The sequence below is a fragment of the Sediminibacillus massiliensis genome (assembly GCF_900156915.1).
Taxonomy (GTDB): Bacteria; Bacillota; Bacilli; order Bacillales; family Amphibacillaceae; genus Sediminibacillus_A; species Sediminibacillus_A massiliensis.
On sequence record NZ_LT732535.1, the window covers coordinates 2,395,676 to 2,410,122 of the forward strand.

The window sequence follows — 14,447 nt, forward strand, 5'->3', positions numbered from 1 at the left end:
CTTCATAAAAGCAAGTGTTTTGTCATGTTTAATTATTCTGTAATTTACCAATACTGGTAAAAAAACTTGTCTTATCCTTTGTCAATTCATCTTTGATTATCCACTGGTGTTAACAAAGGGGACTAATTAGGTGAATGCGATGGTTTTCCTGACAAAACTTTTTCAAAAAATAAATAACCGGTATCTACGCTGGGCTGTCATCTCTGGTCTTGCTGCAGGGGCATTAGGACTGCTGCTTGCTGCCGGCCTCTTTTGTACCGTTTTCATCCTTGGCCCGCCCCCGCTTGCCAATGAAGAGAACACTGTTTATTACAGTGAAAATTCCGAGGTGATCGGCGAGGAACATGGAATAGAGAGCAGATACTGGGTAGAATTGGACGAAATGTCGCCATATATTATTAAGGCAGCTCTCACAACAGAAGACAAGCGTTTTTATTCCCACTATGGGTTTGACTTAAAGCGGATTGCTTCTGCTGTCCTGGAAGACTTGAAGGCCATGTCCAAAGTCGAAGGAGCCAGTACGATCACTCAGCAGTATGCAAGAAACCTTTACTTGTCCCACGAAAAAACTTGGACCAGAAAATTGAAAGAAGCGTTTTATGCTTTACGCTTGGAAATATATTACTCGAAAGATGAAATTCTCGAAGGCTATTTAAATACCATCTATTACGGACATGGGGCTTATGGTGTCGAAGCTGCCAGCAGGCACTTCTTCGATAAGCCTGCCCAAAATCTGACGCTTGCTGAATCAGCTATGCTGGCAGGGATACCGAAAGGACCGTCCTATTATTCTCCTTTTCATCACATGGAAAATGCCAAGAACCGCCAACACCAAATTCTTTCCAGCCTGGCTAAAGCAGGTGAAGTGACAGAAAAAGAAATGTTCCTGGCAGAGCGGGAGCCTTTGCAGTTAAAAGAGACAAAGCTGGAAGAAGAAGAGAAAGTCGCTCCGTATTTCCAGGATACCGTTCTTGCGGAACTGCAAACTATCTTAGATGAAGATATAGAAAAAATCAGGTCCGGAGGCTACCAAGTGTACACCACCCTCAACCTTGACAACCAAAAAGAACTGGAAGAAGCCATCGCTCAAAAAATGGACTCGGAAAACAACATGCAAATCGGAGCAGTCGCCATGAATCCAAACACCGGTGCGATTGTTTCAATGGTGGGTGGACGGGATTACAAAGAAAGCCAATTCAACCGGGTCACACAGGCAGAGCGTATGCCTGGCTCTGCTTTCAAACCATTTCTCTATTATGCTGCACTTGAGAATGGTTACACAGCCACCACAGCATTGATGAGCAAGCCTACATCCTTTGAATTAGAAGATGGGACGGTCTATCAGCCGAGCAATTTCAATGGCTATTATGCGAACAAGCCCATCACCTTGGCACAAGCCCTAGCATTGTCAGATAACGTTTATGCTGTAAAGACAAATCTGTTTCTAGGTCCGGAGCAATTGGTACAAACAGCAAAAAGATTCGGTTTAGACGGGGACTTCAAAGCAAATCCATCTCTTGCACTTGGAACCGGGACCGTCACTGTCAAAGATATGGCAACGGCCTACAGCATTCTTGCTAATGGCGGGAATAAAGTAGACGCTTACACCATTGAGAAAATCACCGATGCAAAAGGAAAGGTCCTATTTGACCGGAAGGAGTCCCGGCAAAAAGAACGGATTCTGGATGAGAAAAATGCCTTTATTCTTACTGATCTGATGACAGGGATGTTCGACGAATCACTTAATGGCTATATGAGCGTCACTGGAGCAGCGATTTCCGATACGTTGAGCAGGCCTTATGCCGGAAAATCGGGCACTACCAACACAGACAGCTGGATGGTCGGTTTCAGCACGGATATTGTGGCCAGTGTATGGACAGGTTATGACAAAAATACACCACTGAAAACCGGCCAAGAAACACAGACAGCCAAACAGGTCTGGGGATCCTTTATGGAAGCAGCACATCAGGACTTACCTTTTGATACATTCGAAGTTCCCGAAGGCGTGATCGGTGCTTATGTTGATCCTGCCACAGGAGATTTGGCAACTCCTTATTGTGAATCAGAACGGTTGATGTACTTTGTAAAAGGAACCGAACCACAATCATACTGTTCCTTGCACAAATATGAAGTACCGGATGAACTTCCTTCTGATCAGGAAGAAAAGCAGGAAGAAAAGGGCGGATGGAAACGATGGTTCAAGTGGTTATCCTTTAACTGGTTCGGATAATTTCCGTTCCATAAGAAAAAGGCCGGAAATCATTCCGGCCTTTTTCTTTGTCCTAGTACACGGATAACCATGTGATACATATTTTACAAATTTATGAACAAAACCTCAAGAGTTAAGCAGAGAGTTCACTTATCAGACACAAAATGTTCACTTTTACTAGTGATGAAAACTACATAATAGCAGTTTACTTGTCTGGAAGTGCCTGTTTCAATTCCTCCGATGAGTTTTCCCACATCTCCTGACTGTGTTCTCTCAGAAAATCGCCCAAAAGTTTTTTCGAGTGATCATCCATATGGTCAACAATGAATTTTCCCTTCATGGATTTATCCATGTGGTTCACGTGCTCTGGCATCGATTTGTAAGCTCGTTTAATCGACCGGTCAACAATGATCTCACTGCCGGCGACCCCGTGATAATATGGTCCACTTTCGGTCCTTTCGACTGTTACCCAGACGATCCAATACAGTTTACCATTTGGCACCTCGCTTTTATCGGGCAGGAACTTGACCCGGCGTTCTACCTCACTGCGGGCATGCATTGCCCCCATATCGACAAACGCCCTGTCTTCATTCGGGTCTATGATGACCGGCGAAATATTCTCCAGACTGATCGAACCCACACCATAACCGCCATGTCCGTCAGTGGAGTCATCTTTCATTATCGTAAACTGATTCTTTTTCTTGTTATTGGAAGATTGATCCGCACTCATATACCGTGTCCTCCTTCAGAATGCCCGGCATTTGCTGCCAGGCAGATTCGTTCTTATTATTTGTATTGTAGCACAGGGAAAAATTCCATTTCATCTAACAAGTATTGCTCATTTGCAGGATTTTTAACGTATGGCTAGAATGATTATAGTTATATGCCAAAAGCAGTTAACTAGAACAAGCAGACCAAGGAGGATTTATCATGCCATATGTAACAGTAAAAATGCTGGACGGACGCACTGACGAACAAAAACGGGCATTAGTTGAAAAGGTTACCGATGCTGTCGTAGAAACCACCGGTGCATCTAAGGAGAAAGTCGTTGTCTTCATCGAAGAAATGAACAAAAGTGACTATGGGGTTGCCGGTGTAAGGTTGAGTGACCAGGAGTAATAAAGGACTTTTGCGTTTCGCCTAGCGGTGGGAAAGTGCCAATAACACTAGAAATATCATAATAAACAAAAACGCTCAAATCTGAGCGTTTTTGTTTGCTGTTTATTTTTTCTTTTTCAACTAAAACACCCGTTAGCTTAATATTTTAACTAGCCTCTTCTACTTCAAATTTTAATCTATCTAAATCCCAGACATCTTCATCATAATCTTTAAAAACTTTTACAGCTACTTCTTGCCCTTCCTCATAATCTGTTGGATTGGAAACTCGAATAGTTTGTGACTTGGGCTTCTTATCAAAACCGTATGATACTTTAGAAGTTCCCTGCTCCCTAACTGCTGACCACGCTTCGATTTCAATTTCCATATCTCCACTTGTTTCGTTAATTTCCGTTATGTTCCCTTGAATAAAAGTTCCTTCTTCAATCTGTGAACAACCTATCAACGTAGTAGTTATAGTTGCAACAATGAAGAATATCTTGCTGGTCGACAATTGGTAATCCCCCTAGCTTATTCATTAATCCTGCCTTCCATAGTGAATTGGCTTATATACTTGTTCTATATAATAACTTGAGTGATAAAGCCCACAAAGTTATCCCTTTATAAATTTATTATTTATTGTTTAAGGTGCTATGCCAATTCATCCGAACGGCTGTCTCTTTCTATAAAGTCGAAATCTCCTTTTTTCAGTTCTGTCTGACGCTCTTCAACTTGTGTTGACTTCTGCTTATCAAACAAACGTTTGATAAAACTTCTTTTAGCCAAGACGACACCTACACGTTCCTGCTGCACCTCCTGGATTCCTTCCACGATGAACTGCATGGCAATGATAACGATAATGAAGGCGACAAAGACAGGTACAACAATCCACTCATGGCCACTCATAAACGCTGTCCGGGTGCTGCTAATTAGACCGGACCATTCATATGTAACTGAATGCGGCGGTGCTTTATAGCTTTCATCATACATAATGCTTGTACCGCCAAAGAAAATATCAAATAAGCCAAGATGAATTAAAATCAACAGGACCTGAATGAATTGCTGTCCAAAAATGATACCAAGCTTTGACCTAAGATGGGGCATAATATGACGGAATAAAATATGATTGGAGTCCCCGCCGATTGTTCTAGCGCTTATTATGTATTCCTGTCTGGAAATCAGTTTTATTTCGTTCCCGATCAACACCGTAACTAGCGGTACAACTAAAAGCGTAAGAACTGCTACTTCCACCAAAATCCTGATTGTCAGGGAATATTCAAAACCTGAAGTCGTCCCCATCAGCACCGGCCGCAGCAAAATCAAGGCGATAATGCTTAGCGGCAGGAAGTGAAAACCGTCGACGAACCTCTCCAGTCCCCGCTTCCAGCGATCGCTGACAAACATAGCATAAGGAACAGCCAAGATAAATCCCAGAAACATCCGCAGAAACGCTATCAATGCTGCAAAGAGAATCGTATATTTCGCCCCGGACAACAACTGATCCAATATACTGTAGCCGAGCCTGTCCGTACCGAGAAGCACATATTGCGATGGTGGATGCGGCTTTGTACTAATCAGGTTTCCCTCGTCATCATAAATTAAGTTGAAGTTTTTGACAGGTTCTTCCTGAACTACTGTATGAATGATACTGACAGTCAAAATCACAAGAATCAATGTTAAGCCGAATAAAAACTTCGGGTTTCTTAAGTGGGCCCCTATCCCTTTCACAAATCTGGAGAATCGTTCTGATAGCCCTGACCCTTGTTTGAATGTTCTGCCAAATCCAATACGGAACCGGATATTTCCCGCAGTGGCCGTGTCTTTCTCTGTGAACACCGCAACTCCCTGATACAAGAAATAAAATGGGGTGTACAGCATGATTAAAGCCGCAGCGACCACCATCGGCTGGTAATTATCGAGCACTAAACTGGAGATACCTCTTATATTAAACAAGTACTCTATGACAAATAAACTGGATAACGCGCCCCAGAGGATTATTTTGGAATGGTAGAAAATGCTCCGTGCAGTATTCCTCAATATATGATAAAAAATGATCGCATTGAACCGCACTCCCTTGCTGAGGGCAAATTCTGCATAATCCTTTGTCAACTCCTCCTCTATCAACAACAGAATGATTCTGTACAAAGAAATCATTGGCAAAATCGCCAATATACAAATCGGCGCAAGATAAATCCTTTCTTCGCCTAATGTGACGAACTTCATTAGATAGATATCCGTCTGCTTATAAATATAGACAATCAGCATTTGAAACAAAAATGCCACAAGCAAATCCGGGATGGCTTCCATCATCCCAAGCAGTCGTTTAACCGCCCCAATTAATGGCTTAGGAAGAAATTGGGTGATCACGGCTAGCGCAAGCGCCACACCAAACCCAAGCAGCAATGCACCGAAAAGGAGAGTCATAGAGTAGAGATAGGAATCCCACAGAAATGCAAATACATTCCAATCCCGCCCCATAAATTGGTACACCCAGCGGTCTGGATGCAGAAAGTCTCCAATCAGACTCCAAGTATTGCTGAGGTACAAGCCAAAATCCAGCAGCCCCTCTCCGAACATCAAGCTCGGTGCCGCGCTTACACAGATGATACCAAGGACACCAAGTACATAATAAACAAGCAATTTTACAAATTTCACAACCCCACGCCCCTTTTCCATGAGTTAATTGTATAGAATATTTCCATAATTTACAATCAACCTTTTCTGGTTTGTGGGTGTGCGGGATAGCACGGTTTTAAAAGCATGGGCGGATAAATAGAAGACAGACAAAAAAAGCCTGCAGCCAAACCTTGGGTCTGATTGCAAGCTGATAGTCTTTAAAAGTGCATCGATAATCGCTTCTATGAAAATAGTGTTACATAACATCCATAAACTACGACATAACTTGTGTGGTTTCCTACCATCCTTTTGGGGTTAAATGGTAGTCCAGCGCTGCGGAAAAATACTCCCTTTCCGCGGGGAACGCTTCAGCTTCCTCTGTGCAAAGACCGCCCCTGCGGGATTTTCAGACTGTTCCTTTCCCACTGGAGTCTCGCATTTTACCTCAAGTATGAGGTTAGGGCAGGTTGGGATAATTCATTTCCAAGCTATTGAAAAGTGTATTAATGAATAGATTTTTGCAGGCTGGCGATGAATTCCCATGCTTCGTCCATATCATCCTGCTGATATTTTTGTGCTTTTTTGACGACTTGTACTTTTTCCTCGATTTCTTCCTTGCTAAGGTCATCAAAATACAACATAGTAGAAACCAATTCAAGAAATCTTGAACTCTTTTCCTTCATTGTATCAATCATTGCATCAAGTGGAGGCAGGTCAACCTGGGAATGTTCCAGGAAATCCTCTCCAGACTCTGTCATTTTATAACGGTATTGATAATAATTGCTTTTCTTTTCCTTCGTTTCATCTATAAATCCAAGGTTGCATAACTCTTCAATTCGTAAAGTCAATTCCTCCGAGTATGGTCCGTAGAAATGGAATTCATATTTTTCATCAAAAGGGATATCACATTTTTTCAATATGTAAATCATCTTCTGCAGTTTCTTACGGCCGACAACTTCCTCTGCGGTGGAAAAAAACTTCATTAACTTGGCATGGTTTGCCAACATGTTAACCACTCCTATCCGTACAATATCTCGAAAATGCGAGCCTTTGCCTGGCTCTCCTCTGGCAGTTCCTCTAGTACATCCAACGGAAAATAAAGTTTATGGTCTGTCCTTTTCTTGCCGGATATCGATTCCACAATTTCCGACTGACGTGACAGCTCTTTCAGTTCCCCATTTTTCGGCATCAAAAGATGGATCGGCAGCCTTTCCTCTTCCTCGCCGGGCCTGTAGAAATCATATGGCAGATCCGAGGAGGAGTCGACGACAAGGTAATAATCCGGATCAATGCCGAGTTCCTGGAACAAACGGAATAATTCCATCCACTCGTTCATTTGATGATTGGGATTGAACTCAATATATTTGAATAATCGTCTGTTGATAAATCGCTCACACAAGTCACTTAAGACAGGGTCTTGCTCATCCACCCACATTTGAAAATAATAATTTACGATCCCTTCATCCAGACGCAAATATTCTTTTAATTTAACCTGGCCTGAAAAGAAGGAAAGAAAATGAACAGGCTTTAATGAAAACTGGTATCCATCCTGGTATAAATACTTTGCCCTGTTCAATATTTTGGACAAAATAACTTCAGCACTACGTGTAACAGGATGGAAATACACCTGCCAATACATTTGATAACGGCTCATAATGTAATCCTCGACAGCATGCATCCCGGTCTGCTTGATGACCACTTGATCTTCCATAGGGCGCATGACACGAAGGATTCGTTCCATGTCGAAATGTCCATAGCTTACCCCTGTAAAATAGGCATCCCTTTGAAGATAATCCATCCGGTCTGCATCAATCTGGCTTGAAATCAGACTGACAACAAGCTTGTCCGCATAGGTTTTGTTAATGACATCCGCCACATCTTGCGGAAAGTCCGGGCCAACCCTCTTCAATATTCTGTTTATTTCTGTATCGCCGAGAATGATTTGCTTGGTGAAATCTTCATGGTCTAGTTTGAATACTTTCTCGAATGAATGCGAAAAAGGGCCATGCCCTAAATCATGAAGCAGTGCAGCACACAGGCATAGAAGACGCTCTTTCCCATTCCAATTGGGCCGCCCTTCAAAATTAAAAAGAATCCTTCTAACAATTTCATAGACACCGAGTGAATGGTTAAAACGGCTGTGTTCAGCACCATGAAATGTTAAATAGGATGTCCCTAGTTGTTTTATACGACGAAGCCTTTGAAATTCAGGCGCACCAATCAAATCCCAAATTACTTGGTCTTTTACATGGATATACCTGTGTACAGGATCTTTAAACACCTTTTCTTCGTTTAATTGCTCGTCTTTGTATGCCATTTTTCGATCCTTTCCATATTTATCAGCTTGAAATTAAGTTTGCACACGACATATGTCGACAAATGATAACTCCAAGCAACATTAATAGACAGTACTATTATTATATATGATAACCACCTAAACAAAAATGGTTTTTTTGCAAATTCTTATTTCCATATATGCGGCAGTTCCCTCTTGATTATTTTTCCACTATTAACCCACTGACAAACATCGCGCTGACTTTGCTATAATAGAAAGGCTTACTATTAAGAAGGAGAAAGATTTATGAATGATTGGAAAAAATTGTTGAATGTACCGACAATTCGTTATATAGATCAAAGACATGAAAATAGATACAATCCAGCGGCTTCTTTCGCCACAGATGATGCTTTGGCCATTGCGGTAGGTAACGGTGATTCGCCTGTTGCTGCCAGACTATGGATACACGATGACACGCTTATTCTGGGGATTCCCGACGCAAAGCTGCCTAATCTAAAGAATGGTGTTGACTGGCTTAAGAGTCAGGGTTATCAAGCTGTCGTACGTAACTCAGGCGGACTGGCGGTTGCCCTTGATAAAGGGGTATTAAACTTGTCTTTTATTTTCCCTGATGCCAGGAATATCGGTATTCATGAGGGATATCAGGCAATGGCCGGCTTCATTCAATTCTTGTTTCAAGACCTTACTCGTGATATTAAGGCATTTGAAGTCAAAGGCTCTTACTGCCCCGGAGAATATGACTTGAGCATCGGCGGCAAAAAATTCGCCGGTATCTCCCAGCGCCGTGTCAAAAACGGATCTGCTGTGCAGATTTATTTATGCGTGGAAGGGGATGGTGTGGAAAGAGCTGCACTTGTCAGGGATTTTTACTCAATTAGTAAAAAAGGGGAAGAAACCCGATTCGAGTACCCCGATGTCATACCGGAGACAATGGCATCTCTCTGTCAGTTATTGAAAGTTGATCTGACGGTCGAGGATGTCACAAAAAGAATCTTACATGCCCTCAAGGAACTCAGCGATGATATCATTACAGACAAACTCGACAAACAGGAAACAGATTGGTATGAGAAAAGGCTTGAACAAATGATTGACCGGAACGAAAAGGCCCTGAAGTTTTGAGCTATTAAGCTTCAGAGTTGAGGGAAACTGTGACATAGTGACAATTCCACATTTTGAAGTTTTTTCACTCCTTCTGTTGTTAGTTGAGTGCTAACCCAACGCTGCGGTAAAATACTCGCTTTCCACGGGGAACGCTTCAGCCTCCTCGCTGGCAAAAAGCGCCAACTGTGGGGTCTTCAGACTGTTCCTTTCCCGCAGGACTTTGAAAAGACCTCCTTGAATATACAGCGCACGCAGAAAATCGACCTTTATTTTCAAGGAGTCTCGTATTTTTCCTCCGCTTGGATTGGTGTTCTGTTTAAGTAAGAAGAAATACCAGTTTAAGCGTTATAAGAGATTTTTCTACCCAAAATGCAGAGAATTCCAAACAGCGTAGGCAGAACACGTAGACTCCTGCAGGAACAGCAAAAGGTCTTCGATGGGGCGAGTAATCGCAGTCCCACGCGTCCGAAGACCCCGCAAGAAGCGAACTGTGCTGATGAGGAGGCTGAGGCCGTGCCCGCGGAAAGCGAAGTGTTCTGCCGTAGCGGTTGTATAGCACTCGACTTAGTCAGGATGGGAGAAAACCATGTGCCAGTTATGTCGCCCTTTATATATTATGTGTAACAGCAAAAGCTCGTCTTTTTGACGGGCTTTTTTATATTTCCTGCTCTTCGGTTTGGCTGCCGTGTTTAATGAAGGAATTCACTGTTTCGTTGAACTGTCGTTGTTCATCCATTTTAACGTAGACTGAATTTACCCACTTCCTCATGCCGAATACTTGCCTGATCTCTACAGGCTCTTTTAACTGGATGACATACGGAGCCGGTTCTTTTTCCAGTCCTTGGAGAACGAGCGAGACGCTCCCCTCTCGGCTTGACGGACGAGAATCGTGGTTTGGTTCAATTTTACCCACTTTTTCCCATGCAATATAGCCATATTGTCGTATTCCTTTTTGAAAATGAATACCCTTATCATCAAGCACGACTGGCGAAATCCTTATTGCTTGGTAATCGGCAATGATAAATAACAGCGTATATAAATCGAGAGCTGTCAATACCCAGGCAGCTGTATGACTGTATTGGGCAATCATTATATGGACAGCAACAATCTCAAGGACCATACCATGGACCAATAAAATGAAAATTCCCAGATAGCCACCATCCTTATGAAAGGTAAATGTTTGAAGGTGTTTATCTGTTGTTGCTCCAGATTTTCGCCAGCTGAACAAGCTATAGTATACAGCAGCAATATCCGTTGCAACGAATCCGAGGACGACTCGGATTTTGTTGAGGCTATCGATGTTAAAAGTGAACGTGCGCTGAACAGCAGCGGACAAGCTCAGCAAAAAGTGGTAGTGGTTGTTTCTTTCCTGTCGGTAGTTGGTGAGGAGACAAGGTATCCTTCTGGCAACATAGATGAATAAAACCAATTCCAATATAATAATACACGCTTCTAAACCTATTACGGAATAAGTAAAATACGACAGATAGGCATCAGCTTCGCGAGGAATCATCCAATTAGCTACTACAAGGCCAAATAAAATGAAAGTAAAAAGAAATAGTAAAGATACTCGTTTCCTAAATCCAAAAAAATAAATGGCTAAAGGTAAACAGATGATGAGGTCGATTGCTGTTGCAACACCGATTCTATCATCAATCGGGCCGAAAATCTGAAACTGCATCACCATGGAATTCGGAACCAGAATCAATAAGAGTAGAACCAGGATTCTCTTCCAGGCGACTTGGTGGAGTGGGAGCGCGATCATATTATCCCTGCTTTCCATATATGGTTAATATCATTATAATAAACTTCAAGGATAGCGCAGCCTAAAAATTGTGCCAAAATTAAGAAATTAATCACGCTTATTTCTTTCAACAGGTGAAGGGAGTTATTGAAATGGTTTTGAAACTAGAAAACGTAGCATTACGACGGGGTGGTAAATGGATACTACAAAATATTAACTGGCAAATTGAGAGTGGACAACATTGGGTACTATTCGGCCTGAACGGAGCAGGAAAGACAGCCATTCTAAATTTATTGAATGCTTATTATTTCCCTACGCATGGAAAGGTTAATGTATTGGGCATGGAATTCGGAAAAACTTACCTTGCAGAACGCCTCCGTAAACAAATCGGTTTTGTTTCCTCTTCTCTGCAGGAGAAATTCCATCCTGGCGATAATGCCTTTGAAGTTGTCTTGAGCGGTGCTTATGCTTCGATCGGTCTTTATGAAACCCCTACAGATGATATTAGGAAGAAGGCGGTGGAATTACTCGAGAATCTCGGCTGTATCGAGTACGCAAACCGCAATTATGAAACCCTGTCCCAAGGGGAAAAACAACGAGTGTTGATTGCCAGAGCCCTAATGGCCGAACCGCCTCTGCTCATCCTGGACGAGCCGACGAACGGTCTCGATTTCATTGCACGGGAGAGTCTGCTGGAAGCAATTGAAGGAATTGCCCAAAAACCTGACGGACCAACGATGATCTATGTCACCCACCATGTAGAGGAAATTTTGCCAGCATTTGGTAAGACTTTATTACTTAGAGATGGCAAAGTTTTTGCGGCGGGAAACACTAGAGAGATGATTTCCAGCAATAAACTATCCAGCTTCTTTCAAATTCCAGTGGATGTATTATGGCACAACAATCGACCGCTGCTCTCGAAGATTCAGTGAAAGTTCACCGCCGGTACAGAAATAAAGAGTCCTGTTTTCGCAGGACTCCAGACCTGCCATATAAAGTGTTCGATCGTTAAACACCAGGGAGCTACAGATCCCTGTCAGTAAATACTTTCTTATCAATACGATATGATTCAAGTACAGGCCAATTGATTTCATAGCCGATCCCAGGGGAGTCAGGTACGGCGATGGTACCGTTCTCCATAGTGACTTCCGGTTGGATGATATCCTGTTTCCAATACCTGTTCGAAGCTGATGTATCACCTGGATACTGGAATTGCGGCAGAGCTGTCAGGGCAATGTTATGTGCCCTGCCTATCCCGGCTTCAAGCATTCCACCGCACCAAACCGGGATATTTCGCTCAGCACAATAATGATGAATTCTTTTCGCTTCCGTTATGCCGCCCACACGGCCGATTTTAATGTTGATAATCCTGCAGCTGCCTAATTCGACCGCTGCCTTGGCATCGGCAAAGGATTGAATGCTTTCATCCAGACAGATGGGGGTTGTCAATTCTTTCTGCAATGAAGCGTGTTCCATCAGATCATCCTGTGCCAGTGGTTGTTCCATCATATCTAAACCGTATTTGTCCAGCTTTTTCAATACATCGATATCTGCGAGGGAGTAAGCGGAATTTGCATCGACCATTATGGAGATGTCCGGATATCGTTGTCTCACTTGTTCGAGCATATCGACATCCCAGCCCGGTTTTATTTTTAGCTTGACCCGTTTATAACCCTCTTCCAGATGGCGGTCTATTGTCGATAATAAGGCATTCACAGATGGCTGGATCCCAACGCTGACCCCGACATCGATGTGATGTTTTGTCCCTCCGATTGCCTGTGCCAATGAAACACCCTTTTGTTTTGCATAAAGATCCCACACCGCTCCTTCAACGGCGGCCTTTGCCATATTATTCCTGCGAACAGCCGAAAATCTGTCTATCACCTCATCCGGTTGGACCAGGGGCTCTTTGAGCAGTAACGGTATTAAGAAATCCTCGATAACGTGACGATTTGTTTCGACTGTTTCTTCGGTGTACCAGGGACTCGGGAATGCTACGGATTCACCGAACCCCTGCCTGCCCTGCTCATCGACTGCTTCCACAATAAAAAAGTCCTTGTCCCGGAATGTTCCAAAACTGGTTTCAAAAGGATTTTTCAATTGCATGACAAGCCGGTGCAAAATAATTTTATGTATCTTCACATTGTTCCCTCCCCTTCTCCCATTCTGATCATANCAGAAATAAAGAGTCCTGTTTTCGCAGGACTCCAGACCTGCCATATAAAGTGTTCGATCGTTAAACACCAGGGAGCTACAGATCCCTGTCAGTAAATACTTTCTTATCAATACGATATGATTCAAGTACAGGCCAATTGATTTCATAGCCGATCCCAGGGGAGTCAGGTACGGCGATGGTACCGTTCTCCATAGTGACTTCCGGTTGGATGATATCCTGTTTCCAATACCTGTTCGAAGCTGATGTATCACCTGGATACTGGAATTGCGGCAGAGCTGTCAGGGCAATGTTATGTGCCCTGCCTATCCCGGCTTCAAGCATTCCACCGCACCAAACCGGGATATTTCGCTCAGCACAATAATGATGAATTCTTTTCGCTTCCGTTATGCCGCCCACACGGCCGATTTTAATGTTGATAATCCTGCAGCTGCCTAATTCGACCGCTGCCTTGGCATCGGCAAAGGATTGAATGCTTTCATCCAGACAGATGGGGGTTGTCAATTCTTTCTGCAATGAAGCGTGTTCCATCAGATCATCCTGTGCCAGTGGTTGTTCCATCATATCTAAACCGTATTTGTCCAGCTTTTTCAATACATCGATATCTGCGAGGGAGTAAGCGGAATTTGCATCGACCATTATGGAGATGTCCGGATATCGTTGTCTCACTTGTTCGAGCATATCGACATCCCAGCCCGGTTTTATTTTTAGCTTGACCCGTTTATAACCCTCTTCCAGATGGCGGTCTATTGTCGATAATAAGGCATTCACAGATGGCTGGATCCCAACGCTGACCCCGACATCGATGTGATGTTTTGTCCCTCCGATTGCCTGTGCCAATGAAACACCCTTTTGTTTTGCATAAAGATCCCACACCGCTCCTTCAACGGCGGCCTTTGCCATATTATTCCTGCGAACAGCCGAAAATCTGTCTATCACCTCATCCGGTTGGACCAGGGGCTCTTTGAGCAGTAACGGTATTAAGAAATCCTCGATAACGTGACGATTTGTTTCGACTGTTTCTTCGGTGTACCAGGGACTCGGGAATGCTACGGATTCACCGAACCCCTGCCTGCCCTGCTCATCGACTGCTTCCACAATAAAAAAGTCCTTGTCCCGGAATGTTCCAAAACTGGTTTCAAAAGGATTTTTCAATTGCATGACAAGCCGGTGCAAAATAATTTTATGTATCTTCACATTGTTCCCTCCCCTT

Annotated in this window: 12 protein-coding genes; 4 read left to right on the forward strand and 8 right to left on the reverse strand. The window is 43.2% G+C overall.

The window, feature by feature from the left end; all coding sequences use genetic code 11:
* Window positions 1–139: 139 nt before the first annotated feature.
* Complete coding sequence (locus CZ434_RS12715) at window positions 140–2,230, forward strand: transglycosylase domain-containing protein (protein WP_077625182.1); 2,091 nt, start codon at window positions 140–142, stop codon at window positions 2,228–2,230.
* Window positions 2,231–2,414: 184 nt separating this feature from the next.
* Here CZ434_RS12715 and CZ434_RS12720 read toward each other — a convergent pair whose 3' ends face one another.
* The gene (locus tag CZ434_RS12720) at window positions 2,415–2,939 is read right to left on the reverse strand and encodes a YwhD family protein (protein WP_077623489.1); all 525 of its coding nucleotides are present in this window, start codon (window positions 2,937–2,939) and stop codon (window positions 2,415–2,417) included.
* A gap of 200 nt (window positions 2,940–3,139) precedes the next feature.
* Between CZ434_RS12720 and CZ434_RS12725 the strand changes: the two genes are divergently transcribed.
* Entirely contained in the window at window positions 3,140–3,328 is a 189-nt protein-coding gene (locus CZ434_RS12725; protein ID WP_077623490.1) for a 2-hydroxymuconate tautomerase, read from the forward strand.
* 145 nt (window positions 3,329–3,473) lie between these two features.
* Here CZ434_RS12725 and CZ434_RS12730 read toward each other — a convergent pair whose 3' ends face one another.
* From CZ434_RS12730 to CZ434_RS12745, 4 genes are all read right to left on the reverse strand, one after another.
* Window positions 3,474–3,818, reverse strand: coding sequence for a hypothetical protein (locus tag CZ434_RS12730; RefSeq protein WP_077623491.1), 345 nt, complete (start codon window positions 3,816–3,818; stop codon window positions 3,474–3,476).
* Between the two features lie 137 nt (window positions 3,819–3,955).
* On the reverse strand, window positions 3,956–5,959 hold the full coding sequence (locus CZ434_RS12735) for an ABC transporter permease subunit (protein ID WP_179107262.1): 2,004 nt from the start codon (window positions 5,957–5,959) through the stop codon (window positions 3,956–3,958).
* 464 nt (window positions 5,960–6,423) lie between these two features.
* Window positions 6,424–6,927 (reverse strand): YwgA family protein, encoded by a 504-nt coding sequence (locus CZ434_RS12740; protein WP_077623493.1) that lies wholly within the window; start codon window positions 6,925–6,927, stop codon window positions 6,424–6,426.
* A gap of 11 nt (window positions 6,928–6,938) precedes the next feature.
* Window positions 6,939–8,237: an HD domain-containing protein gene (locus tag CZ434_RS12745; RefSeq protein WP_077623494.1), complete on the reverse strand. Its 1,299-nt coding sequence runs from the start codon at window positions 8,235–8,237 to the stop codon at window positions 6,939–6,941.
* 264 nt (window positions 8,238–8,501) lie between these two features.
* Between CZ434_RS12745 and CZ434_RS12750 the strand changes: the two genes are divergently transcribed.
* Entirely contained in the window at window positions 8,502–9,335 is an 834-nt protein-coding gene (locus CZ434_RS12750; RefSeq protein ID WP_077623495.1) for a lipoate--protein ligase family protein, read from the forward strand.
* Window positions 9,336–9,972: 637 nt separating this feature from the next.
* On the opposite strand, the gene CZ434_RS12760 is transcribed toward CZ434_RS12750, so the two are convergent.
* Window positions 9,973–11,082 (reverse strand): hypothetical protein, encoded by a 1,110-nt coding sequence (locus CZ434_RS12760; protein WP_077623497.1) that lies wholly within the window; start codon window positions 11,080–11,082, stop codon window positions 9,973–9,975.
* 131 nt (window positions 11,083–11,213) lie between these two features.
* On the opposite strand from CZ434_RS12760, the gene CZ434_RS12765 reads away from it, so the two are divergent.
* Window positions 11,214–11,993 carry an ABC transporter ATP-binding protein gene (locus CZ434_RS12765; RefSeq protein WP_077623498.1) on the forward strand — a complete coding sequence of 260 codons (780 nt, stop codon included), beginning with the start codon at window positions 11,214–11,216 and terminating at the stop codon, window positions 11,991–11,993.
* Window positions 11,994–12,084: 91 nt separating this feature from the next.
* Here the strand turns inward: CZ434_RS12765 and menC (CZ434_RS12770) are convergent, their stop codons facing one another.
* Both menC (CZ434_RS12770) and menC (CZ434_RS12775) read right to left on the reverse strand, forming a co-directional pair.
* Entirely contained in the window at window positions 12,085–13,203 is a 1,119-nt protein-coding gene (gene menC / locus CZ434_RS12770; RefSeq protein WP_077623499.1) for an o-succinylbenzoate synthase, read from the reverse strand.
* 109 nt (window positions 13,204–13,312) lie between these two features.
* Entirely contained in the window at window positions 13,313–14,431 is a 1,119-nt protein-coding gene (gene menC / locus CZ434_RS12775; RefSeq protein WP_077623499.1) for an o-succinylbenzoate synthase, read from the reverse strand.
* Between the last annotated feature and the right edge of the window lie 16 nt (window positions 14,432–14,447).